Below are 24,612 nucleotides of genomic sequence, written 5' to 3'. Positions count from 1 at the left end.
TCGCCCTTACGACGTGCGCTGGCCGGCGTTGAGGGTGATGAGGAACTCCAGCAGGGCCTTCTGGGCGTGGAGGCGGTTTTCAGCCTCGTCCCAGACGACGCTTTGTGGGCCTTCCAGGACGTCGGTGGAGACCTCTTCCTCGCGGTGCGCCGGCAAGCAGTGCATGAACAGGGCGTCGTTGTTGGCGAGCTGCATCAGGTCGGAATCGACGAAAAAGCCGGAGAAGGCCCGGCGCCGGGCGCTCTTTTCCTGTTCCTGGCCCATGCTGGCCCAGACGTCGGTTACGATCAGATCGGCGCCCTCGGCGGCGGCGCGGGCGTCCCGGGTCAGCTCGAAGTGCTCGCGGGTGGTCTCGACCACGCTCGGTTCCGGGTCGTAGCCCTCGGGGCAGGCGGCGACCAGCTGGAAGTCCAGCAGACGGGCGGCGTACATGTAGCTGTGGCACATGTTGTTGCCGTCCCCGATCCAGGCCACGCGCTTGCCGCGGATGTCGCCGCGATGCTCGAAGTAGGTCTGCAGGTCGGCCAGCAGCTGGGCCGGGTGTTCGAGGTCCGTCAGGCCGTTGATGACCGGCACCGTGGCGTGCTTGGCGAACAGCTCGATCTTCTCGTGCTCGTAGGTGCGGATCATCACGCAGTCGACCATGCGCGAGAGCACGCGGGCGGTGTCCTCGATCGGCTCGCCACGGCCCAGCTGGGTGTCGCGCGGGGACAGGAACAGGGCATTGCCGCCCAGCTGCTGCATGCCCACCTCGAACGACACCCGGGTCCGGGTGGAGGACTTCTCGAAGATCATGCCGAGCGTCTTGCCGCGCAGCAGGTCGTCGTGGTGCTCGCCGGCCTTCAGTTGCTGCTTGAGCTCGATGGCGCGCTGCAGCAGGGCCCGGGTTTCGTCGCCGGAGAGATCCAGGAACGAGAGGTAGTGGCGTGGATTCATGCGGAGACCTCGTTGGCTTGCGGGGATGCGAGGAAGGCATCCACCAGGTCGGCTACGGTGGTGGCGATCTGTTCCACCTGGTCGTCGTCGATGATCAGCGGCGGCAAGAGCCGGATCACCCGATCGGCCGTTACGTTCAGGATCAGGCCACGCTCCAGGGCCGCCATCACCAGTTCGCCGGCCGGACGGTCCAGCTCGACGCCGATCATCAGCCCGCGTCCGCGCACGGCGACCACGCCCGCGTGGTCCGCCAGCCGGTCGCGCAGGCGGTTGCGCAGGAGCTCGCCCTGGCGGGCGGCCTGTTCGCAAAGGGCCTCGTCCTGCATGACGTCGAGCACGGCCAGTGCCGCCCGGCATACCAGCGGATTGCCGCCGAAGGTGGTGCCGTGCATGCCCGGGCTGAACAGCTCGCGGGCCGCTCCGGCGACCAGATTGGCGCCGATGGGGATGCCGTTGCCGAGGCCCTTGGCCAGACTGACCACGTCCGGGGTGATGCCCTCGTGCTGGAAGGCGAACCAGTAGCCGGTGCGGCCGATGCCGGCCTGGATCTCGTCCAGTATCAGCAGCCAGCCGTTCTGGTCGGCCAGTTCGCGCAGGCGCCGCAGGTAGCCGGGCGGCGGCACGTGGATGCCGCCCTCGCCGGTGACCGGCTCGACCAGGATGGCGACCACGTCGGGGTCCTGGGCGAGGGCCTCGACTGCTTCGGCATCGCCGTGCGGGACATGCACGAAGCCGGACACTAACGGCTCGAAGCCCGCACGGACCTTCGCGTTGCCGGTGGCGGACAGGGTCGCCATGGTACGGCCGTGGAAGCTGCCCTCCATCACCACGATCTTCGGTTCGGCGATGCCGCGGGCGCGTCCGTGCAGGCGCGCCAGCTTGATCGCGGCCTCGTTGGCCTCGGCGCCCGAGTTGCAGAAGAAGGCGCGGTCCATGCCGGCGAGGGCGCACAGGCGGCGCGCCAGCTGCTCCTGCAGCGGGATGCGGTAGAGGTTGGAGGTGTGCACCAGGGTGCTGGCCTGGTCGCAGACGGCCTGGGCCACCTTGGGATGCGCATGCCCGAGGCCGCACACGGCAATGCCGGACAGGGCATCCAGGTAGCGCTTGCCGTCCGTATCCCACAGCCAGGCGCCTTCGCCGCGCTCGAAGGCAATGGGCAGGCGCTTGTAGGTGTTCTGCAGGGCATCGCTCATGGGGTTCTCCGAAACCAAAGAGCCGGCGGAGGACCGCCGGCTCGATGAAAGGCGCGGCCGCGTCATGCGGCCAAAGGCGCCAAGTATATCGCCGCTTGGGGCGTTACTTCATCTGCTGGGCCACAAAGTCCCAGTTCACCACGGCCCAGAAGTTCTCGAGGTACTTCGGGCGCGCGTTGCGGTAGTCGATGTAGTAGGCGTGTTCCCAGACGTCGCAGGTCAGCAGCGGGGTCTTGCCGTCACGCAGCGGGTTGGCGGCGTTGGAGGTGTTCACGATCTCCACCGAGCCGTCGTCGTTCTGCACCAGCCAGGTCCAGCCGGAGCCGAAGTTGCCGACTGCGGATTCGTTGAACTTCTCCTTGAAGGCGTCAAACGAACCGAAGGTGCTGTTGATGGCGTCGGCCAGCTTGCCGGACGGCTCGCCGCCCGCGTTCGGGGCCATGCAGTTGAAGTAGAAGGTGTGGTTCCAGACCTGGGCGCCGTTGTTGAAGATGCCGCCGGCCGGGGCCTTCTTGATGATGTCTTCCAGCGAGGCGTTTTCGAACTCGGAGCCCGGCAGCAGGCCGTTCAGCTTGGTCACGTAGGTCGCGTGGTGCTTGTCGTGATGGTATTCCAGCGTCTCGGCGGAGATGTGCGGTTCCAGCGCGTTCTTGGCGTAGGGCAGTTCGGGCAGTTCGTAGGCCATGAAAGACTCCTTGGACAGTGTCGTGAGAAACTGCAGCGGCGGCGCTCCCGGGTCGGGATCGCCGCGTAACGCGACAACGATAGTCACGTTGCCCGGGTGATGCAATTCCCGATGTTGCGGGTTGGTTTTAACCGGGCGAGCTCTTTTGAATGCAGGGGCCCATGGCGGATACCGAAGACACGGAACGACAACGCGACGCGGACGCGGTGAAGGCCGGGCCGGTGAACTGGCGCGGGCGCATCGGTCTCCTGCTGGGTCCGGCGATCTTCGCGCTGTTCCTGCTGCTGCCGGCGCCGGCGGGTTTCGAACCGGCGGCCTGGCACGTCCTGGGACTGACCCTGTTCATGGCGACCTGGTGGATCAGCGAGGCGTTGCCGTTGCCGGTCACGGCGCTGCTGCCGATTGCCATCCTCCCATTGCTCGGCGTCGTCTCGATGGACGACGCGACCGCGCCCTACGCCAATCCGATCATCTTCCTGTTCATGGGCGGCTTCGCCATCGCCCTGGCGGTGCAGCGCTGGGATCTTCACCGGCGTATGGCGCTGGCGATCGTGGCCCGCGCCGGCAACCGGCTGCATGTCCTGGTGGGAGCCTTCATGCTGGCCACGGCGGGGCTGTCGATGTGGGTGAGCAATACCGCGACCGCCGCCCTGATGCTGCCGATCGCGCTGTCCGTGCTGGGCCTGATCGAACGTGGCGCCCCCGCGCAGGGCCAGGGGGCAACCGCCGAGTCGCGTCGGCCCGCGCTGGCGCTGCTGCTGGGGATTGCCTTTGCCGCGAACATCGGGGGCATGGCCACCATCATCGGGTCGCCGCCGAACGCCTTGACCGCAGCCTATCTTGGGGATCGCCACGGGATGGAGATCGGCTTCCTGGAGTGGATGACCCTCGGGCTGCCCCTGGCCGCGATCCTGCTGGGCCTGGCCTGGTGGCTACTGACCCGCTGGGTATTTCCGGTGCACCGGGTGGAACTGAACGGTCTGCGCGCGCTGCTGGACGAGCAGCGTGTCACCGTAGGGCGCTGGTCGAGCGCGGAGAAGCGGGTCGCCGCGGTGTTCCTTCTGGTGGCGCTGGCCTGGCTGACCCGGCCGCTGCTGGAGGACTGGCTGCCGGTGACCCTGACGGACGCCGGTATCGCGATCCTTGGAGCCGGGCTGTTGTTCCTGATCCCCTCGGGCTCCGCGGATCAGCGGCGGCTGCTGGCCTGGGACAATACACGCGAGCTGCCCTGGGGGGTGCTCCTGCTGGTTGGAGGTGGGCTCAGCCTGGGCGCGGCCATCGAGTCCAGCGGGCTGGCGGAGCTGGCGGCGGACGCCCTGGTGGTCGCCCAGGCCTGGCCACTGATCCTGATCATGGCCGGTGTGGCCCTGCTGACCATGACCCTGAGCCACGTGACCAGTAACACGGCCACGGCGGCGACGCTGTTGCCGCTGGTTACCGCGTTTGCGCTGCGCATGGATGTGGCGGTGCTGATACTGGCGCTGCCCGTCGCCTTCGCGGCCTCGGTGGCCTTCATGCTACCGGTGGCCACCCCGCCCAATGCGATCGTGTTTGCCAGCAACCGACTGCGGGTGCTGGACATGGTGCGGGGCGGGGCGCTGCTTTCGGTGGTGGCGCTCGTCCTGATCAGCGTGGTGGTGTATGCCTTTGCCGAGCACCTGTTGCTGTAGCCGGTCCGGGGCCGCCTGCGACGGAGCAGGGCGGGGCGATGTTGTCCCCTGAGAACCTGTGGGGAAGACCGGGCTTCCGTATTCAAGTTTTAGGATTCGCCGCCGCTAGAAATGGCGAATGACCTGAATCTTGATTCCGAAGCCGGCGTTACCCGCCGCAGGGAAGGACGCGCAGACATGTTTGACAATATCCGGATTGGTGTACGGCTCATGGTGGGCATCATTGGCGTGGTGGTGCTCGCCGTGGTGCTGACGCTGGTCGTGGTGATGAATGCCCTGGACACGATGGCGGACCGCGCCGAGCAGCGCGAGTTGAACGACCTGGCCGGGCAATTGCTGGATCGGCTGGACCAGGAGGCGGCACGGGCCACGGCGATGGCCGAGACCGTGGCACGAATCCCCGACGTCCAGGAGGCCCTGGCCAATGGTGATCGCGATCGACTGGCCGCGATGACCGTGCCCGGTTTCGAGGCCCTGAGCACGGAGTACGGGGTTCGCCAGTACCAGTTCCATACGCCGCCGGCGACCTCCTTCCTGCGGGTACACCGCCCGGAACGCTTCGATGACGACCTCTCCGGTTTTCGCCAGACGGTCGTCGACACCAACAACAACCAGGCTCCGATCTCGGGCCTGGAGGAAGGGGTGGCCGGTCTCGGCATCCGGGGCGTGGTCCCGATTGCCTTCGAAGGCGAGCATGTCGGGTCGGTGGAGTTCGGCCTCTCGTTTGGTGACCCCTTCTTCGAACAGTTCACCGCGGAACTGGGTGCGCCGGTCGCGCTGTACCTTCGGGATGATGGCCGATTCAGCCGCTTTGGCGGCACCATCGAGGCCGATGCAACCTTCAGCGCCGCCGAGATGCGTCGGGTCCTCGATGGCGAGCATCTGGTCCGCAATGTGACCTACCAGGGCACGCCGATGGCGGCGATCGCACGGCCAGTTCGCGACTTTTCCGGCGACGCGGTGGGGGTCCTGGAATTGAAGGTGGATCGCAGCACCTACGTGGCCATGACTCGCAACGCGACCGGTACGGTCGTGATGGTGGGCGTGATCGCCGTGGTCCTGGGCGCGCTCCTTGCCTGGTTCCTGACCCGTAGCATCGTGCGGCCGCTGCGTCAGACCGTGGCACGGCTGGACGACATCGCCAGTGGCGAGGGCGACCTGACTCGTCAGCTGGAGGTGTCCGGCAGGAACGAGCTGGGCGACCTGTCCCTGGCCTTCAACCGCTTCGTCGAGAAGATACGCGTGCTGATCCAGCAGGTGGCGGCGGGCTCCGACCAGGTGGCGGCCGCGGCCAACGAGCTGTCCGCGACCAGCGAGGAGACCAACGAGCAGGTGCGGCGCCAGAAGGCCGAGACCGATCAGGTCGCCACGGCGATGAACGAGATGACCGCCACCGTGCAGGAAGTCGCGCGCAACGCGGCCGACGCGGCGGCCGCGGCCCAGACCACGGACCAGGATGCCAATGCCGGTCAGCAGGTGGTGCAGAAGACGGTCACCGCGATCAACGGCCTGTCTTCGCAGGTGGACAACGCCGCCGAGGTCGTCGGCCGCCTGTCGCAGGATGCCGAGGAGATCAACAAGGTCCTCGAGGTGATCGGCGATATCGCCGACCAGACCAACCTCCTCGCGCTGAACGCCGCCATCGAGGCCGCCCGCGCCGGCGAACAGGGCCGTGGCTTCGCGGTCGTGGCGGACGAGGTGCGCACGCTGGCCAGCCGCACCCAGGACTCCACCCACGAGATCCAGCAGATGATCGAGCGGGTGCAAAGCGGCACGCGCGAGGCCGTGCAGGCGATGGAGGACGGCCGCAACAAGGCCCACGAGAGCGTCGAGCAGGTGAATCTGGCCGGCGAGTCGCTGGTCGCGATTACCCAGTCGGTGACCCGCATCAGCGACATGAACACGCAGATCGCCAGTGCGGCCGAGGAGCAGTCCACGGTGGCCGAGGAGATCAACCGCAACGTGGCCAATATCACCGAGGTTCTGGATCAGACGGCGTCGGGCTCCGAGCAGATCCGAAACGCGTCCGAGGAGCTGTCCAAGCTCGCCTCCGAACAGCAGCAGCGCGTGGGCCAGTTCAAGGTCTGATCACGATCAGATGCCCGGAGCCGAGCCCGCCATCCCCTCGGGGTGGCGGGCTTTTGCATGCGTGTGTGGTTGAAAGGCTTGATTCACCACGAAGTGCACGAAGGCACGAAGAAGGGCTGGGTCGAGGGCGAAAACCGGTCTACAGGAAGCGGGGAAGATTGGAAGCGAGATTGATGGGGTAGTGGATCGGGCACGGTCTGACGGGGAGGGTTGGTCGGAGGGCTGGTGCTCGAGCGGACGCGGGCGGGGGCTTCGCGGGCGAGCCCGCTCCCACAGGGGGCTCGGCCGGCGGGCTGGACGGGTCACGGCGTCGGCTAGGCCCCGGGCGGTTTTAGCCGATTCATCCTTCGAATCTTCCGGTCTTCCTGTGAACCGCCCTTGTCCTGGCCTTTCTTCGTGCGCTTCGTGGTGAATCCAGGCCCTCACTGGGCGGGGAAGAGCCGTTCGCCGTTCTCGAAGGCGATGGCGCGAGCGACGTCCTCGGGGAGTTGTTGCAGCCAGGCGCGGGTTTCGTCCTTCAGGCGGGTGTACTGTTCCCAGCGGGTGCGCGTGAAGGTATCCACGCCGATCATGAAGCGGTCGGGGTGGGCCAGGAACAGCTCGAACCAGTCGTCGTCGATCTGCCCGCCGGCGTTGATCCGCGGGTTGCGCATGGAGACGTCCATGTTCATGTGCGGGTGGCGTTCGAGGTAGTCCTGCACCAGCGGCGGGTAGGCGTAGCTTCCGGCGTGCGCCCAGAGGATGCGGACCTCGGGATGGGTCGCGTAGGCGTGGTCGATCACGGCGGGGTCGCCGTGGATCATCACGGTCAGGTCACGGGCCACGGCCAGGTCCAGCAGCTGTTCGAACCCGGGGCCGAAACGGTCGTCGGCGAGGATGTGGAATTCGCCCAGCCCGCGCCACGTGATGTCGGATTCATCCAGCATCGCGGTGATGCGCTCGCCCAGATCCTCGACGTGCATCCAGTCCATCTTCTTGCCCAGACGGTTGGAGACCTCCAGGAACGGGACGATGCGGGTGTCGGAGCCGGCCTTCAGACGGCGGATCAGGTCGTCCTCCGGGGACATGACGATAGCGCTTCGGACCTCGTTGGAGGCCAGCGTTCGGGCCACATCACTGATGCCGAAGTGCTCGGCCACCGCTGGTCGGTAGTGCAGGTGGGCATCGAAGATCGGCGGCTCGGCGCTGGCGGCCGCGAAAGGCAGGGCCAGCACCAGTGCGAGCAGGGAACGACGGAGGCAGTGGTTCATAAGGGGCCCTCCCGAGGCGGGTCCGATATCAGGACCGCGGCGTGCTGCCGGTGGCGGCTGTCGCTTCGGCCTGTTGCGGATCAAAGCGGTCGCGCAGGTAGCGGATGATCGCGTCGGATTCGTACAGCCAGCGCACCGAGCCGTCGTCCTCCTCGATGCGCAGGCAGGGCACCTGGAGGCGCCCACCCTCATTCTGCAGTTCCTCGCGCCAGGGCCCGGCGGCCTGGGCATTGCGCAGTTCGATGTTCAGCGACAGGCGCTGCATCGCGCGCCGGGCCTTGATGCAGAACGGGCAGGCGGGGAAGTGGTAAAGCGCCAGCGCGCGGGTTTGTTCGTCGACCCGGGCCTGTTCGGCCGGGTCGCGCTCGATGCCGCGCGGGCGCGAGACGCGCTCCCCGATCAACATGAACGGGGTGAGGATCAGGCGTACGCCGCGGAAGAAGGTTCGGATCAGGAATCGCATCCGGAAAGCATGCCACAGGAGCCCGACGACGTTACAGCATCCAGATAACCCACGGCGTTAGTCATGCCGGAGCCAAGGGCGGTTTCACGATGAAATTCCAGGGCGTTTAACAGGAAGGTTTGAAGATGGGAAGGTTCTTGCAGTGGGGCGCCGGGAAGAACGAGGACGATGGAGGCCGCTGCGATGTCCCGGAGTATTTCCGGACCCCAATCAAGAAATCTTCCTGACTTCGCGTCTTCCTGTTACGGCTGTTGATCTGTCCTTTTTCGTGCTTTCGAGGTGAATAGCTTCCTGCATTAGGAAAGTTCAGGGAGTGTCGAAGTCGAACTCCCACGGGTCTTGCTCGGGCGCGTCGAGCAGGGAGGGACGCAGGCGGATGATTTCGAAGCCCAGTTCGCGGTAGTCATCGAGGCGATCCGGGGCGAGGTCGGCGACCTCCACGAAGTCGGCGAAGGCCTCGGCCTCGATGCCACGCCAGTCCGCGAAGGTGCCGCAGACGGACACGTCGACCCCTTCATTGCGCACCAGCGACTCGACCTCGGCGTGCAGGCCGGGATGCTGCCCGGCCTCGCCGCGAGTGAGAGTGAACTGCTCTGCGCCATGGGCGACCACGGCGACGGGGTAGTCCGGGTCGCGTTTGCGCAGGCGGGCAATGTTCGCGCGGAGCTCGGGTAACAGTGCGGAGAGTGCCGCGCGGTCATTCTCGATGATCTCGAAGACGACGCCCTCGGGGAGTTCGTCGCGCTCCAGCAGCTCGCGGACTTCCGTGGATGGCTCTCGCTGTGGTTCGCCACCCGAAGCGAACGAATGCGAGGCCGCGGTGGCCAGCATCAGGGATGTCACACACAGGAGCGGGATTAATCGCGTCATACATCTTTAAGGGTAGGCAATCGGGCGATGTGACGCATGAACGCACAGGCATCGTGGGGAGGGAATGTCGGCTATGGGATCAGGCGGGAACGGGTGCCTGGAGCGAGACCTTCATCACAGTCTCTGGTTTCATGCTAGGGTTTTCCGCCAAAATGTCGCGCTCCGAATGTGGCCCAGGGATGGGGTACGGTCGATAACGAGTGCACGGTTTGAGTGTTGCCAACCGGCGCGTTGCCGCCGTCGCGAGTCGTATCTCGATGATCCAGCCATCTTTCCGGTCCCAGCGGCGGCGTCTGCTGGGCATGGTGATCCTTGCGATCCTGATGACCGGCGTGCTGGTAACGCTGGTCACTGCGTGGCCCCTTTATCAGTCGTCGCGCGAGGCAATGGAGCGGGTCACGGTGGTCGCGACCTGGGCGCGTGGCGAGGCGATCGCCCGGCTGGAGGGGCAGTTCGAGTCGGTCGCCGAGCAGTTCACCAGCCGGACCGAGATCCGGCGACGCCTGGAGTGGTATGCGGATGGCGAGCTGTCGCTGGAGGAACTGATCGCATTCACGCGCCCGCGGCTGCTGGATGCAAAGGCCAGTGCCCCCGGAGTGGCCGGGATGATTCGCCTGGGACCGAACGGCGAGGTGGTGGTCCGCGAAGGCCTGACCGAGGACGCGGAGGGGGGCCCGAACCCGTCCGAAGGTACCGGAAACGGGATGGTGCGGGTGGGGGAGACCCTGCTGTGGCGGGCGGCGGCCCCCATCCGCGACCCGGAGGGCCGCCAGGTAGGGATTGATGTGCTGTATTTCGATCCGGTGCCATTGCGTGACCTTCTGCTCGAGGCGGAGGCGGTCGACGACGACCTGTTCGGTCCGGATGGTCTGGCGCTGCGTGCGCGACTGCTGGACCGGGTGCGGGAGTCGTTGCTGGAGGTAGGCTCTGGCGGGGAACTCGTGCAGCGACCGCTGGACGCCGGAATGGCCGCGGCCCTGGGGCGTTCCGAGTCTTCCCGGGCAGGATTTCTGGAACCGGAGGATTCGTTACGGGATCGGGTCGTTGCCTTTGCCCCGGTGGGCCAGGGCGACCGGCTGCTGCTGGTCGATGCCCCGTTCTGGGACTTCTACGGGGCGGCACTGCATCGCCTGGCCTGGCCGCTGGCCCTGGTCGTGTTGCTGCTTCCGCTGGTGAGCTGGATGGCGGGGCGCACCATGCGCCCGTTATTGCGCCGACTGGTAGCCCAGGCCGAGACGCTGGAACACCAGTCCCAGGAGTTGCGTCTGGCGGCCAGCGTGTTCGAGGGTACCGGCGAAGCAATCCTGGTGACCACGCCGGATCACCGGGTGGTGCGCGCGAATGGCGCCTTCCAGCGCCTGACCGGGTATGACATCGAGCAGGTGGTCGGGCAGGTGTTGCCGGAGTTCTTTGTCAGCCTGCAGCCGGGTGAGCTCGACGGCATTTGTGACCGGGTGCGCCGCGACGGGAACTGGCACGGCGAGATCGACTACGGTACCCGCAGTGGAGAGCGTCTGACGGCCCTGCAGGGCATTACCGAAGTGCGCGATGCGGAAGGCCGTCCACTACACTACATTCACATCCTGCACGATGTGACCCGGCGCAAGGCGCAGGAGCAGAAGATCCGTCACCAGGCGCTGCACGACCCGCTGACCGATCTGCCGAATCGTGCCGAGCTGACCCGGCAGCTCCAGCAGGCGATTGACCGTGCCGCCGACGAGTCGACCTCCCTGGCGCTGCTGTTTCTGGACCTGGATCGGTTCAAGGAGGTGAACGATAGCCTCGGGCATGCGCTGGGTGACGAACTGCTCTGTCAGGTCGCCGAGCGTCTGGATGCCCTGTTGCGTCACGAAGACACGGTGGGCCGACTGGGAGGGGACGAGTTCCTCGTCCTGCTGCAGGGATTGCCGGCCCCCCGCTTCGCCGGCGAGGTGGCTGCCAAGATCATTGCGAGCCTGGGCGAGCCGTTCGAGCTCGACGGCCAGCAGGCGAACATCGGGGTCTCGGTCGGCATTGCCCTGTATCCGGAGGATGGCGGTGACGCCGGGACACTGATTCACCGGGCCGATATGGCGATGTACTGTGCCAAGGACGCGGGTCGCAACACCTGGAGCTTCTACCGCGACGGGGTCGCAGACGACCAACCCGGCTGACCGATACCCTTGGCCGCCCTGTCCGGGGAGGTGTCTCCTGGCGCTGTCGGCATGCCGTTTCAGTGGCGGTCGCCGGTGGCCTCTTCGGCCATCTGGTCGTAGCTGGTGTGGCGCACGTCCTTGCCCTTGACGAAGTAGACCACGTACTCGCAGATGTTGCGGGCGCGGTCGCCGATGCGTTCCAGGGAGCGCGTGGCCCAGATGATGTCCATCAGGCGCGGTACGGAGTCCGGCGCGGCAGTCATCTGCTTCATCAGTTTCTGGGTGATGGTCTCGTACAGGCTGTCGATCTGGATGTCCAGCTGGGCCACGCGGACGGCCTGCTCGACATCCATGCGGGCGAAGGCATCGAGGGCGCCACGCGTCATTTCGCGGGCGTGCTCCCCCATGCTGGCGATGTCCGCCATCGGCGCACTGTTGCGGTCCGCGTCCAGCAGGTGCAGGCCCATGCGGCCGACACGCTCGGCCTCGTCGCCCATGCGCTCGAGGTCGGTGATGGTCTTGATCACGGCGATCACCAGACGCAGGTCGGAGGCGGTGGGCTGGCGCCGCGCGAGGATGTGGGTGCATTCCTCGTCGATCTCGACCTCCTTGGCGTTGACCTGATAGTCCGAGGTCATCACCTTCTCGGCCAGCTCGACGTCACCCTCGACCATGGCGTGGACGGCATCGGCGAGCTGCTGCTCGACCAGGCCGCCCATCGCCATCACCTGCTTGATGATGTCCTCCAGCTCGGCGTTGAACTGCTGCGAGATGTGCTGCTTGAAGAAGCTCTTGTCCATTGTGGTATCCCCTTGCGGTCGCGACGTCAGCCGAAGCGGCCGGTGATGTAGTCCTCGGTCTGCTTTTTCGCGGGCGAGGTGAACAGGGTGTCGGTGTCGGCGTATTCGATCAGCTCGCCCATGTACATGAAGGCGGTGTAGTCGGAGACACGCGCGGCCTGCTGCATGTTGTGGGTGACGATGACCAGCGTGTAGTCCTTCTTCAGCTCGATCATCAGTTCCTCGATCTTCAGCGTGGCCAGCGGGTCCAGCGCGGAGCAGGGCTCGTCCAGCAGCAGGACCTCGGGATCGATCGCGATGGCGCGGGCGATCACCAGGCGCTGCTGCTGGCCACCGGAGAGGCCGAAGGCGTTCTCGTGCAGGCGGTCCTTCACCTCGTCCCACAGCGCGGCGCGCTTGAGCGACTTTTCCACGACCTCGTCCAGCTTGCGGCGGTTCTTCACGCCCTGCAGGCGCAGGCCGTAGGCCACGTTCTCGTAGATCGACTTGGGGAAGGGATTCGGCTTCTGGAATACCATGCCCACGCGCCGGCGCAGCTCGGGGATGTCCACGCTCTTGTCGTAGATGTCCGCGCCGTCCAGACGGATCGTGCCATCGATGTGCACAGAATCGATCAGATCGTTCATGCGGTTGAAGCAGCGCAGGAACGTGGACTTGCCACAGCCAGACGGGCCGATGAATGCGGTGATGCGGTTCTTCGGGATGCGGATGTCGAGGCCCTTGAGCGCCTGGTCCTCGCCGTAATAGAGACTGAGGTCCTCCGCGGTCAGGCAGATATCCTCGCGGTCGAGGTTCAGGCCGCGCGGGGCCTGGTTGTTCTGGGCCACGTTGACGGCGTGGGTCTGGGTGTCACTCATTTCGGGTACTCCATGGGGAATAGGGTTCGACGCACCCAGTTATCGCGACGGTACGGAAAAGCACCGTCATCGCGAGGCGCGCAGCGCCGTGGCGATCTCCCGGGATGCTCCCGGCGTTGGCCGAAGCGGGCGTCTGGATTGCGTCGGGAGGTTGCCGCGGCCCCTTTGGGGCCTCGCAATGACGGTGTATGCGAGAAACGTTCTGCATGTCGTGTGTCAGTCGCTGTCGGCGCGGTATTTCTCGCGCAGGTGGTTGCGGATGGAGATCGCCGTGAGGTTGAGCACGATGATCAGCAGCACCAGGACCAGCGCGGTGGCGTAGACCAGCGGGCGGCCGGCCTCGACGTTCGGGCTTTTGAAGCCGACGTCATAGATGTGGTAACCGAGATGCATGAACGCGCGGTCGAGGTGGAGGTACGGGAAGTTCCCGTCCATCGGCAGGTTGGGGGCCAGCTTGACCACGCCGACCAGCATCAGCGGCGCCACCTCGCCGGCTGCGCGCGCTACGGCCAGGATCAGCCCGGTCATCATGGCCGGCGCGGACAGCGGCACGATCAGGCGCCACAGGGTCTCGGCCTTGGTGGCGCCCAGGGCCAGCGAGCCGTGGCGGATGCTGCTGCCAATGCGGGTCAGGCCTTCCTCGGTGGAGACGATCACCACCGGCAGCGTCAGCAATGCCAGGGTCAGCGAGGCCCAGATGATTGCCGGCGAGCCGAAGGTCGGTGAGGGAAGGGCGTCCTGGAAGAAGATCTGGTCGATGTTGCCGCCGATCAGGTAGACGAAGAAGCCCAGGCCGAACACGCCGAACACGATGGACGGGACGCCCGCCAGGTTGTTCACCGAGATGCGGATGGTGCGCACCAGCGGCCCCTGCTTGGCGTACTCGCGCAGGTAGATGGCCGCAAGCACCCCGAACGGGGTCACCACGATGGACATCAGCAGCACCATCAGCACGGTGCCGAAGATGGCCGGGAGGATGCCGCCCTCGGTATTGGCCTCGCGCGGGAAGCCGGTCATGAAGTCCCAGAAGGTGACCACGTAGTGGCCGAGCTTCTGCGGGATGTTCATGTCGTTCGGCCACCAGGCGTTCACCACCTGGGACAGATCGATGCTGGATTCCTGGCCGTCGGCGGTCTGCAGCGTGAGGGCGTAGCGGCCGACCTCCTGGCGCAGCTGATTGCGTTCGGCCTCGAGGTCGCTGTACTCCGCGTCAAGCGCCTCGCGTTCGGCCTGAAGCGCCTCGTGGCGCTCGGCGCGCGCTTCCTCGGACAGCGTCTCGTCGCGTTCCAGCCCGCGTTCGGCCAGGCGTATCTGTTCCAGGGCAAAGTTCACCCGCCCGATCTCCACCCGCTCGATGCGCTCGATTTGCTGCACCAGGGAACGGGTTTCGGGGATGCGCGCCTCGAAGGCCTCGCGGGCGCCGCTGCCCTCGGCGACCACTTCGCCGTCGACCCGGAACTCGCTGATGTAGCCGTAGAAATTGCCCCATTGCAGGCGTTCCAGCACCACGGCGTCGCGCGGGCGCTCCCATTCGGACATGAAGTCTTCGACGTACCAGCGGAAATCACGCGAGTCGAGGTCGCGATTGCCGCGCTTGACCAGATGCCGGACCACGATCTCCTGGCCTTCCGGGACGTCGATACCGGTTTCGCGCATGGCCTGGGCGGTCATGGTCTCGGAGCGCGACAGCTCGCCCATCACCCGGACGGGTTCGGACTGCTCGGAGGTCTGGTACTCGAACTCGATGACATCCGAGGGCCAGAAGAACGACAGGCCGTTGACCGCGATCATCAGGATCAGCCCGAAGACCATCGTCAGCGACACCGCCACCGCGCCCGCGTTGAGCCAGATCCAGGGGGTGCCCGTTTTGAACCATTTATTCATCGGATCGGAGCCTGTCGTCGATGCGGGTTAGAGGGAGCTGTACTTGTTGCGCAGGCGCTGGCGCACGATCTCGGCGACCGTGTTCACGAAGAACGTCAGCGCGAACAGCACCAGGGCGGCGAGGAACAGGATTCGGTAGTGCGTGCCGCCCACCGCGGTTTCGGGCATCTCCACCGCGATATTCGCGGAGAGGGTGCGCATGCCCTCGAAGATGTTGAAATTGACCACCGGCGAGTTCCCGGTCGCCATTAGCACGATCATGGTCTCGCCGACGGCGCGCCCGAAGCCGATCATGACGGCCGAGAAGATGCCGGGGCTGGCGGTCAGCAGGACCACGCGGACCACCGTCTGCCACGGGGTGGCCCCCAGCGCCAGCGAGCCCTGGGTCAGGTGCTTGGGCACGTTGAATACCGCGTCCTCGGAGATCGAGTAGATGGTCGGGATCACCGCGAAGCCCATCGCGATGCCGATGACCAGGGCGTTGCGCTGGTCGTAGGTGTAGCCGGCGTCGGTCAGCCACTGGCGGGCGTCGCCGTTGAACAGCCAGACCTCGATCAGCGGGCTCATCGACGCGGAGAACCAGCCTACCAGGATCACCACCGGGATCAGCACCGCGGCCTCCCAGCCGGCCGGGATCACGCGGCGCACGCCCTCCGGCAGCAGCCGCGTCCAGACGAAGGCGACCACCAGCATCATCAGGGGCATCAGGATCAGGATGCTGGCGACTGCGGGCAGGTTGGACTCGATGTAGGGGGCCAGCCATAGCCCGGCGAGGAAGCCGAGGATGACGGTCGGCAGGGCCTCCATCAGCTCGATGCTGGGCTTGGTCAGGCTGCGCATGCGGCTGGACATGAAGTAGGCGCTGTAGATGGCCCCCATGATCGCCAGCGGGGTGGCGAACAGCATGGCGTAGAAGGCGGCCTTCACGGTGCCGAGGGTCAGTGGCACCAGCGAGAACTTGGGCTCGAATTCGTCGGTGGCGGAGGACGACTGCCAAACGTAATCGCCGCTGGAGCGGCCCTCGTACCAGACCTTCTGCCACAGGACGTGGAGGGAGACCTCCGGGTGGGGATTCGAGAGCCGGTGCACGGTCCAGGTCTCGTCGGTGTCGACCGCGATCAGCAGTCGATTGCGCGGGTCGATGTAGACCCGGTGCAGGGATGTATCGCCGACCTGGTGCTGTACCAGCGTGCGCTGCGAAGTCGGGTAGTGCACGGCCAGGGCGCCGCTGGCATCGGCGGTGGCGAAGCCCTTGCGGATGTATTCCGGCTGGATGTTGGTTACCGCGGCCGAGTGGCGGGGGAACTCGCGCACGCGGGTGATCCGGTTCACGTTGTTGTCGTCGCGCACCAGCATGTATTGCGCGACGGAGCCGTCCGAGCCGCCGACGATCACCGATACGGTCCCGAGCAGATATTCCAGCGATGTGACCTCGGCATCCTCGCCGTGGATCACGCGCTGGGTGTCGACCCGCTCGGCGTTTCGCGGGCTGGAGATGTCGTAGAAATGCAGCCGCCCCTGGTTGTCGCCCACCAGCATGTTGCGGCCGGTGATGTCCAGCAGGATACGCGAGGCTGTCGCGCCATCCGGCAGGGACGGGAGGTCATGCGCCGAGCGGCGTACTTCGACTTCGCCGGTCATCATCGAGGTCCGTTCCTCGAAGTTGACCAGGCGCAGGCGGCCGTCGCCGGTAGCCACCGCGACGCGGACGCCGCTGGAGCCGCGCTGGATGCCGACCACCTCGATGGCCTGGCCTTCGCCGTCCACATCCAGCAGGGAGGAGCTCTCGTCCCCCAGCGGGTAGACCAGGCCGGGGTCATAGGCGCGGCCTTCGGGGGTGAAGCGTTCGTTGTATTCGTACTCAATGGCGAGGACCTGACCATTGTCCAGGCCAATCGCGACGAGTCGGGTGCGCGGTTCGGCGGCGGTGAAGCTGGTCACCCGGGCATCCTCGGGGATCGGCAGGGACTGCTCCTGCACGATCTCACCGCTTTCCGGGCGGAAGAAGATCGCACGCCGGTCCTCGGTCAGGCGCACGGCCATCTCCCGGTGGCGGTTCACGGCGAGGTGGACCGTCCCGGTGTCGGCGCCGCCGGGGGCGCTGTACTGGGTCTGTTCCTCGATCTCCGCGCCCAGGAACATGGGCAGCGTTTCGCTCAGCAGGTAGACGAACATCAGGGTTAGCGCACCGACCACCGCGACGCCGAAAAAGCCGATCAGGTAGCGGGCCGAGGTATCCTTGGTGCGGCGCCAGCGCTGGAAGCGGCCAAGGGTGGAGATCGCGTGGAGTCCGGACATTCGGGGTCCCCCGGGGGGTCGACAGGCGGAAGGCGTCAGATGGCCCGCATGCTACGGGCGCTTCGTGACAGAACGGTTACAGCCGTGTGACGGCTGTTTGAACGCCCACGTGTTGGGATGGCTGCACAAAAAAGGCCCGGACAGAGTCCGGGCCTTCTGGTCTTGGCCGAGGCTGATAATCCTCGCGAGGACTGCTTGGGGGCGAAGCCCTGCCAGAGCTCGATGTGGGCAGGGGCGTTCGTCTGCGAGCAGGCTCCTACAGGCCGAGCGCCTCGCGCTGGCGCTGGGCGACGGTCTCGGGCAGCGGGACGAAGCCGTCACGCACGACCACTTCCTGGCCTTCCTTGGACAGCACCATCTTCAGGAACTCGGCCTGACGCGGGGCGAGCCCGTCTTCCGGGTGCTTGTTGACCGCGACGTACAGGAAGCGGGACAGCGGGTAGTCACCGGTGGCGGCGTTCTCGCCGGTCGGCTCGAAGTATTCGCCTTCATTCTCGCCCAGGGCGATGGCGCGCACGCCGGAGGTGTTGTAGCCGATGCCGGAGTAGCCGATGCCGTTCAGGGACTCGGCGACACCCTGGACCACGGAGGCGGAACCGGGCTGCTCGTTCACGGCGTTCTTGAAGTCACCGTCACACATGGCGTGCTGACGGAAGTAACCGTAGGTGCCGGAGACCGCGTTACGCCCGTAGATGGTGATGTCGCGGTTGGCCCAGGAGCCTTCCAGGCCGAGCTGACCCCAGCGGGTGATGTCTTCGGCACCACCGCAGCGGCGGGTGGAGGAGAAGACGGCGTCAACCTGGGCAATGGTCATGCCTTCGATCGGGTTGTCGCGGTTCACGAAGACGGCGATGGAGTCGATGGCGACCGGGACCAGGGTCATCTCGTAGCCGTGGCGCTCCTCGAAGGCCGCCTGCTCGCTGTCGCGGGGCATGCGGGACATCGGGCCGAAGTCGGCGGTGCCCTCGGTCAGGGCGGGGGGGGCGGTGGAGGTGCCGGCACCCTGGATCTGGATGTTGACGTTCGGGTAGAAGTCCTGGAACTCCTCGGCCCACAGCGCCATCAGGTTGTTCAGGGTGTCCGAGCCTTCGCTGGACAGGTTGCCGGAGATCCCGCTGACGGTCTGGTAGGCCGGCAGGTTGGGGTCGACATCGGCCATCGCCGGGGTGATGGCGAGGGCGGCGGCCGCGGCCGCGGCAAGAATCGTGCGCTTGAACAGCATGGGTGTACTCCCTGGTGCTTGCTTTGAGGTTTGTTCGGAGCCGATCGGTCGGTCCTTGATGCGGGATTATCGGGAGGCTTGCTTGCAGTTGCGTGACGGCCACATGACAGCGGTGTGACATCTGGTGGGCCACGCCCATAGGGCTGTAACGGTGGGTGGAGATTCGGCCGAACCCGGGGCTCTGACGCCTTGCTCGTTCCGGGCGATTGCTTCGCTGCGCTCGCTATGACGGGTAGTTGAGTTGTATCGGTCATTGCGAGGAGCGGAGCGACGCGGCAACCGGTTGGATCTGCCAGGGCACTCGGGGGTTCAGTCAGCGATAGCTTGCCTTGCTCTCTCTTGGGGGCCTTCCTCTTGGGCCGTTCCACGTGCGTCGCGCTTCGGTGACCCGCGCGCGTAGGGTCGGCGCAGTCGCAACGCGGCTAGCTTGAGAGCACGGCGGCTTCCGGCTTGCGAATGCGACTCAGGGGGAACAGGCAGGTGAAGCGGCTGCCGCGGCCGACCTGGCTCTCGATGGCGAGGTGGCCGTCGTGGCGCGCGAGGACGTGCTTCACGATCGCCAGACCCAGCCCCGTCCCGCCGCGGGATTGCGTGCGCCCGGCATCCACACGGTAGAAGCGTTCGGTCAGGCGTCCGAGGTGGTGGCTGGCGATCCCGGGCCCGGTGTCTTCCACGATCAGGCGCGCGCCGTCGTCGTCCGCGCGCCAGCGCAGAGTGATGGTGGTCCCATCGGGGGTGTACTTCACTGCGTTGAACAGCAGGTTGGCGCAGGCCGAGCGCAGCTCGTCCGGGTTGCCCTGAAACTCCAGGTCCGGGTCGGCGTCGAGCACGATTTCGTGTGCTTCCGACCCGGACAGGATCCGCGCCTCGTCGGCCAGCTTCCGGAGCATCGGAAACGGGTTGAACCAGTCCTGCGGGCCAGTGGTTTCGCCGGTTTCGAGACGCGAGAGCAGCAGCAGGTCGTCCACCAGGAGCTTCATGCGCTCGGATTGTTCGCGCAGCATCTGCACCGAGCGGATCAGTTCGGGCTGGTCCTCCAGCGCGTCCTCCAGTGTCTCCGTGACGCCGTAGAGGACGGTGAGCGGCGTGCGCAACTCGTGCGAGACATTGGCGATGAAGTCGCGGCGCATCACCTCGAGGCGATGCAGGTGGGTGGTGTCGCGCGCCAGCAGCAGGTACTGCGCATCGCCGTAGGGGAGCATGCGCATCTCCAGCTGGCGCTCGTCATCCAGCGGCGAGGGCACGGTTACGCGGGCCAGCGATTCGCGGGCGCGCTCCATGAAGGCCAGGAACTCCGGGTGGCGCAGGAGGTGCGTAACGCGCTGGCCCTCGTCGCGCGGCCAGTGGAGTCCGAGGAGCTGGCAGGCCATGTCGTTCAGCCATTCAATGCGCAGGTCGTCGTTCAGCACGATCACGGCGTCGGGCATGGCCTTGGCCGAGTCGCGGTAGCGCTCCAGCAGCTGACGCAGGCGGTGCACCCGGTTCTCGTGGCGTTTTCGGCGGCGGTAGAGGTGATCGAAGATTGTGCCCCACAGGCCGCGCACGTCCGGGGGTTCGGCACGTCCACCGCGGCGCAGCCAGGTCTCCAGCCACAGCAGGTTGGCGATGTTCCAGGCCAGGGCCGCGCCCAGCAGAAAGGCCACCGTAGGCCAGAACTGGCCGGTGGCCCAGCCCAGCGCCAGGATCGGCAGCGCGATCAGCAGGCTGGTGATGAGGATGTCGGGCCAGGTCTTGCGGTGCTGCACGGGGACCGCCGGGCGTCAGGGAGTCTGCGAGAAACGGTACCCCGAACCGCGCACGGTTTGCACCAGATGATCATGGCCGGAGTCGGCCAGCGCCTTGCGCAGGCGGCGGATGTGCACGTCCACCGTGCGTTCTTCCACGTACACGTTGGTGCCCCAGACCTTGTCCAGCAGCTGTTCGCGACTGAACACGCGTTCCTGATGGGTCATGAAGAAGTGCAGCAGGTTGTACTCGGTCGGGCCCATGCTGATGGCCTCGCCGTTGCCGGTAATGCGGTGCGAGACCGGGTCCAGGCGCAGGCCCTCAATCTCGATGGGCTCCTCGCTGGTGGTCGGCGAGGTGCGGCGCAGCACGGCCTTCATGCGTGCGACCAGCTCGCGCGGCGAGAACGGTTTGGTTACGTAGTCGTCGGCGCCGACATCCAGGCCGCGCACGCGGTCCTCTTCCTCGCCGCGTGCGGTCAGCATGATCAGCGGGATGTCCTTGGTGACGGGACTGGCCTTGAGGGTGCGCGCCCAGTCGATGCCGCTGATGTCCGGCAGCATCCAGTCCAGGAGGATCAGGTCCGGCGGGTCTTCCAGCAGCAGCGATTTCGCGCTGCGCACGTCGCCGGCCTCGCGGACCTCGTAGCCGGCCTTCTGGAACGGCAGCTGCAGCATCTCGCGGATTGCCGTGTCATCCTCCACCAGCAGAATTCGAGTGGCCATGGCCCTGTCTCGTGATTGCCTGCTCCGCATTAGATAACAGGCATGTTACAGCCTTGTGAACGCGGGCGATGTCTGAATCCGCCGAACCGGCCGGGGCCTTCGGTCTTGTTACGAGTGCGCGCCGAGTTCGAAGCGTTCGTCGCCGTGCAGGAAGATCATGCCGTCATGGTGGGGCGAACGGGCGAGTTGCTGGCGGATGGCCTGTTCATGGCCGGGCTTCAGGTGCGTGATGGCGATGCGCGGGCGGTGCTCCAATAGCGCGAGGTCCTGGCCCAGGTGCTGCGGCGTGTAGTGCTTGGCCAGGTCGGCCATGCCCTCCATCTCGTCCGGGAGACCGGTCTCGATCATCAGCAGGTCGAGGTGGGGCAAGGCGTTGAGCGCGGGCCAGAGTTGACGCGAGGAGGTGGTATCGCCGCTGAAGGCGAATGCGGCACCTTCGTGGTTGGTCACGCTGTACCCCACGGCGGGTACGGTATGCCGGGCGGGCAACACGCGGATCTCGCGGTCCCCGGCGGCGAGCGTCTGTCCGGGCTGCAGGGATTCCAGCCGGATCAGGGGCTGATCGGGACGGGGCAGGCGTGTGAAGTCCGGCCAGATCACCCAGTTGAACACGTGATCGCAAAGGGCCTTCAGCGTGGCGGGTAGCCCGTGCACGTGGATGGGTTCGGCATTCGGGCTGTAGACCATGTCCGCGAGCATGGGCAGGAAGGCGATATGGTCGAGGTGCGAATGGGTCAGGAACACGTGACGGATGCGGCGCAGTTCGTCCAGGCTCAGGTCGCCCACGCCGCTGCCGGCATCGATCAGGATGTCGTCATCGATGAGGATGGACGTAGTGCGCCGGCCGGGGCCAATCCCGCCACTGGCGCCCAGGATGCGAACGGACAAACTCATGTCGCGAAGTATATCGACCCCGCAGCGAGCCGTCCCCCCGCCTGCCCGGTGGGTTGGGGGGTGGGGCCGGTCGCCCGGCAGTGCTGGAGGTGGGTGACGGACATATGCCAATGCTAGACCGGGTCCAGCTTCGGCTTCCGTGATCTGTGGCGCGAAAAGGCAATTTCGCGAGAGGTCGGGGAAAACAAAAGTTGCATGATCGGGGCTTCCCGCCACCCGGTGGAGTTGCTAGAATGCGCGTCCTGTTTGGGGCGGTAGCTCAGCTGGGAGAGCGTCGCGTTCGCAATGCGAAGGTCGGGAGTTCGATCCTCCTCCGCTCCACCAGACACCGTGAAAAAGGCCTGCTTTCGCAGGCCTTTTTCTTTTTGCGGGTTATGGGTTCGCCCAGCGGCGGGCGGGCGCGGCAGGATGGCGGGCGAAGTGTTCTGGCGCATGCCGGCGCACGTGCTCGGCGAGGGCATCGGCCGGCAGGGGCGGGCTGCACAGGTAGCCCTGCCAGGTGTCGCAGCCCTGGGACGCCAGAAATCCGAGTTGTGCGGCGCTTTCCACCCCCTCGGCGAGAACGTCCAGTCCGAGGTTGTGCGCCATGCCGATGATGGTCACGGCCAGCTCGGCGTCGTTGCGGTCCTCGGGCAGGTCGCGCACGAACGTCTGGTCGATCTTCAGGATGTCGATGGCGAATTCCTTCAGGTAGGCCAGCGACGAATAGCCGTGCCGAAATCGTCGATGGCCAGTGCCACGCCCAGTTGCTTGAGCTGTTGCAGGGTGCCGCGGGTCGTGTCGGCCTGTTCCATCAGCGTGCTTTCGGTTAGCTCGAGGGTCAGGCGCCGGGCCGGGAGACCGGTTTCCTGCAGGACCTGTCGGACTTGGTGAAGCAGGCCCGGTGCGGAGACCTGGCGCGCCGACAGGTTGACCGAGATCTCCAGCGGCGGCAGTCCGGCCCGGTCCCAGTCAACGACTTGACGACAGGCCTCGCGCAGGACGAACGCGCCGACATCCACAATGAGCCCGGTCTCCTCGGCCAGCGGGATGAACACGTCCGGCGTGACCAGGCCGTGTTCCGGGTCGCGCCAGCGCACCAGGGCCTCGATGCCGGTGATCACGCCGGACTTCATCTGGATCTGGGGCTGGTAGAACACCTCCAGTTCGCCCTGTGCCAGCGCGCGGCGCAGGCGGTTTTCGATCTCCAGGCGCTGGCTGGCCGCATCGGTTAGGGCGGTGCGGTAGAAGCGGAAGGTATTGCGTCCGGCGTCCTTGGCCTCGTACATCGCGGCGTCGGCCTGGGTGATCAATTCGCCGGCCTCGGTGGCGTCGTCGGGATACAGGGCGATGCCGATGCTTGCACCCACCTGGAGGTCGCTCCAGCCCCCGACGGCAAAGGGTTCCGCAATCAGCGCCAGCAACTGGCGGGCGCGCGCCTCGAGTTCCCGGTGATCGGCTGCGTCTTCGATGATCACGACGAACTCGTCGCCGCCGATGCGCGCGATGGTGCGCGCCTCGAAACGCGTCTTCAGGCGCTCGCCGAGGATCTGCAGCATGTCATCGCCGACCCGGTGACCCAGGCTGTCGTTGACGGTCTTGAAGCGGTCGAGATCGACGAACAGGATGGCCAGGCATCCGTTCGCGTCACGGGCCTGCTGCATGGCATCGTGCAGGCACTCCTGCAGCAGCGTGCGGTTGGGCAGGCCGGTAAGCGGGTCGTGGCCGGCCTGGTAGGCCAGTTCGGCCTCGTGCGTGCGCAGTCGGGCCTCGGCCGCCCGGCGCTGCTCGACCTCCAGCGACAGGCGCGTGTTGAGGCGCCGGTAGTAGAGCGCGGCGAGGCCGCTCAGCAGCAACAGGCCCGCCAGAAACCCCAGCAGAACCTCGGGACGGGCCTCCCAGTAGGCGCGCAGGTCCACCACCACCGGACGGTCGTAGGGCGGACGGCCGAGTTCTTCCAGCAGGGCGTGTACCGCGGCATAGGACAACGGCGCCGACCAGCCGTGGTAGCCGCCGGCGCGCACCGCGGGATGGTCGGAAGGCAGGCTCAGCAGGGCGATGCTGACGGCCTCCGCCAGCGGGTCCGGCGTGTGTTCCAGGCGCGAGAAGGGCCATTCCGGATACAGCCGGGTGGAGTGGGCGAACGGGAACTCCGCGGTCTCCCGGGGCTCCAGCACGCGCAGTGTCCCCGGGGCGAGGGTGCCGGCCCGGAGCTGGCCCTCCAGTACGCCGGTGCGCACGATGCCGGCATCGGCGTCACCGGCGAGCAGCCCCTCGATCACGCGGTGGTGTGGCATGCCGGTGAATTCAAGGGCGGCCAGGTCGTCCTGTGGCTCCACGCCCGCGTTACGCAGCGCCTCGTGGGCCGCCAGCCAGCCGCCCAGGGAGTCCGCGTCCACGGCGAGCAGTCGCTGGCCTCTCAGGTCGTCCAGGGACTGAAGATCCGCGCGGTCGTCACGCACCAGGACGGTCCCGCCGAACTGGCGGATAGGCTGGCCCTGTTCCTCGGCGATCAGGGTGGCCAGGCGGGTAATGCCCTGTTCGGCCTCCAGGCGTACGTAATGTCCGGTGTTGGTCAGGACGAAATCGATGTCGCGCGCGGCGACGGCCCGATCCAGTTCCGGGTAGTTCAAGGCCTGAATGCGGAATTCGGCCGAGTCGATCTGCGCGCTCAGGTAGTCGGCGGTGGGCTGCCACTGGGCAGCGGTCTGGCCGGCGTCGAGGAAGGCCAGCACGCCAATGGTGTACACCTCGGCACCGTCATGATCTCCGGCCATCGCCGGCGCGGCGAAGGACAGCGCGGAGAGCAGGGCCAGCAGACGGAAGAGGGGGGACCGGAGGCGCATCGGCAAGAGCCTACTATGAGAAGGGACTTGCCGTACACGCTCCCGGCTGGAGGGCCGTACTTGACCGGCCTGTGGATGAGGGGCGATCACGC

Annotated in this window: 17 protein-coding genes, 1 tRNA gene and 1 pseudogene; 4 read left to right on the top strand and 15 right to left on the bottom strand. The window is 66.5% G+C overall.

Annotation, left to right across the window (positions count from 1 at the left end; all coding sequences use genetic code 11):
• Positions 1–6: 6 nt before the first annotated feature.
• From argF to F572_RS0113840, 3 genes are all read right to left on the bottom strand, one after another.
• Positions 7–936, bottom strand: a complete 930-nt coding sequence (argF, locus tag F572_RS0113850) for an ornithine carbamoyltransferase (RefSeq protein WP_017942065.1) — start codon at positions 934–936, stop codon at positions 7–9.
• A complete protein-coding gene (locus F572_RS0113845; RefSeq protein WP_017942064.1) occupies positions 933–2,129 on the bottom strand; it encodes an acetylornithine transaminase in 1,197 nt (398 codons plus the stop codon). The genes argF and F572_RS0113845 overlap by 4 nt, the downstream gene beginning before the upstream one ends.
• A 103-nt stretch (positions 2,130–2,232) precedes the next feature.
• The gene (locus tag F572_RS0113840) at positions 2,233–2,814 is read right to left on the bottom strand and encodes a superoxide dismutase (protein ID WP_017942063.1); all 582 of its coding nucleotides are present in this window, start codon (positions 2,812–2,814) and stop codon (positions 2,233–2,235) included.
• A gap of 161 nt (positions 2,815–2,975) precedes the next feature.
• On the opposite strand from F572_RS0113840, the gene F572_RS0113835 reads away from it, so the two are divergent.
• Both F572_RS0113835 and F572_RS0113830 read left to right on the top strand, forming a co-directional pair.
• On the top strand, positions 2,976–4,484 hold the full coding sequence (locus F572_RS0113835; RefSeq protein WP_017942062.1) for a DASS family sodium-coupled anion symporter: 1,509 nt from the start codon (positions 2,976–2,978) through the stop codon (positions 4,482–4,484).
• Positions 4,485–4,661: 177 nt separating this feature from the next.
• Complete coding sequence (locus F572_RS0113830) at positions 4,662–6,572, top strand: methyl-accepting chemotaxis protein (protein WP_017942061.1); 1,911 nt, start codon at positions 4,662–4,664, stop codon at positions 6,570–6,572.
• A gap of 422 nt (positions 6,573–6,994) precedes the next feature.
• On the opposite strand, the gene F572_RS0113825 is transcribed toward F572_RS0113830, so the two are convergent.
• The 3 genes from F572_RS0113825 to F572_RS0113815 all read right to left on the bottom strand — a co-directional run bounded on the left by F572_RS0113825 (position 6,995) and on the right by F572_RS0113815 (position 9,155).
• Positions 6,995–7,822, bottom strand: coding sequence for an amidohydrolase family protein (locus F572_RS0113825; RefSeq protein WP_017942060.1), 828 nt, complete (start codon positions 7,820–7,822; stop codon positions 6,995–6,997).
• Positions 7,823–7,850: 28 nt separating this feature from the next.
• Positions 7,851–8,285, bottom strand: a complete 435-nt coding sequence (locus F572_RS0113820; RefSeq protein ID WP_017942059.1) for a glutathione S-transferase N-terminal domain-containing protein — start codon at positions 8,283–8,285, stop codon at positions 7,851–7,853.
• A 306-nt stretch (positions 8,286–8,591) separates the two neighbouring features.
• A complete protein-coding gene (locus F572_RS0113815) occupies positions 8,592–9,155 on the bottom strand; it encodes a DsrE family protein (RefSeq protein WP_038034417.1) in 564 nt (187 codons plus the stop codon).
• Between the two features lie 257 nt (positions 9,156–9,412).
• On the opposite strand from F572_RS0113815, the gene F572_RS0113810 reads away from it, so the two are divergent.
• Positions 9,413–11,308: a sensor domain-containing diguanylate cyclase gene (locus F572_RS0113810; protein ID WP_017942057.1), complete on the top strand. Its 1,896-nt coding sequence runs from the start codon at positions 9,413–9,415 to the stop codon at positions 11,306–11,308.
• Between the two features lie 59 nt (positions 11,309–11,367).
• Here the strand turns inward: F572_RS0113810 and phoU are convergent, their stop codons facing one another.
• The 8 genes from phoU to F572_RS0113770 form a co-directional block, all read right to left on the bottom strand.
• A complete protein-coding gene (phoU, locus tag F572_RS0113805) occupies positions 11,368–12,090 on the bottom strand; it encodes a phosphate signaling complex protein PhoU (RefSeq protein WP_017942056.1) in 723 nt (240 codons plus the stop codon).
• A gap of 26 nt (positions 12,091–12,116) precedes the next feature.
• Positions 12,117–12,947: a phosphate ABC transporter ATP-binding protein PstB gene (gene pstB / locus F572_RS0113800; protein ID WP_017942055.1), complete on the bottom strand. Its 831-nt coding sequence runs from the start codon at positions 12,945–12,947 to the stop codon at positions 12,117–12,119.
• A gap of 216 nt (positions 12,948–13,163) precedes the next feature.
• The gene (gene pstA, locus F572_RS0113795; protein ID WP_017942054.1) at positions 13,164–14,831 is read right to left on the bottom strand and encodes a phosphate ABC transporter permease PstA; all 1,668 of its coding nucleotides are present in this window, start codon (positions 14,829–14,831) and stop codon (positions 13,164–13,166) included.
• 27 nt (positions 14,832–14,858) lie between these two features.
• A complete protein-coding gene (locus tag F572_RS0113790; protein ID WP_017942053.1) occupies positions 14,859–17,129 on the bottom strand; it encodes an ABC transporter permease subunit in 2,271 nt (756 codons plus the stop codon).
• Positions 17,130–17,385: 256 nt separating this feature from the next.
• Positions 17,386–18,351, bottom strand: a complete 966-nt coding sequence (locus F572_RS0113785) for a PstS family phosphate ABC transporter substrate-binding protein (RefSeq protein ID WP_017942052.1) — start codon at positions 18,349–18,351, stop codon at positions 17,386–17,388.
• A gap of 422 nt (positions 18,352–18,773) precedes the next feature.
• Entirely contained in the window at positions 18,774–20,096 is a 1,323-nt protein-coding gene (gene phoR, locus F572_RS0113780; protein ID WP_017942051.1) for a phosphate regulon sensor histidine kinase PhoR, read from the bottom strand.
• Between the two features lie 15 nt (positions 20,097–20,111).
• Positions 20,112–20,801 carry a phosphate regulon transcriptional regulator PhoB gene (phoB, locus tag F572_RS0113775; protein ID WP_017942050.1) on the bottom strand — a complete coding sequence of 230 codons (690 nt, stop codon included), beginning with the start codon at positions 20,799–20,801 and terminating at the stop codon, positions 20,112–20,114.
• Positions 20,802–20,909: 108 nt separating this feature from the next.
• Positions 20,910–21,695: a 3',5'-cyclic-nucleotide phosphodiesterase gene (locus F572_RS0113770; RefSeq protein ID WP_018158513.1), complete on the bottom strand. Its 786-nt coding sequence runs from the start codon at positions 21,693–21,695 to the stop codon at positions 20,910–20,912.
• A gap of 248 nt (positions 21,696–21,943) precedes the next feature.
• Here F572_RS0113770 and F572_RS0113765 point away from each other — a divergent pair.
• A tRNA-Ala gene (locus F572_RS0113765) sits at positions 21,944–22,019 on the top strand.
• A 48-nt stretch (positions 22,020–22,067) separates the two neighbouring features.
• Here the strand turns inward: F572_RS0113765 and F572_RS14840 are convergent.
• Positions 22,068–24,520: pseudogene (locus tag F572_RS14840) on the bottom strand (putative bifunctional diguanylate cyclase/phosphodiesterase).
• Positions 24,521–24,612: the final 92 nt, after the last annotated feature.

This window comes from Thioalkalivibrio sp. ALE14, assembly GCF_000376845.1.
In the GTDB taxonomy this organism is placed as follows: Bacteria; Pseudomonadota; Gammaproteobacteria; order Ectothiorhodospirales; family Ectothiorhodospiraceae; genus Thioalkalivibrio.
The sequence above is the reverse complement of the archived record's forward strand: the minus strand, read 5'-3'. Positions and strand labels throughout refer to the sequence as shown.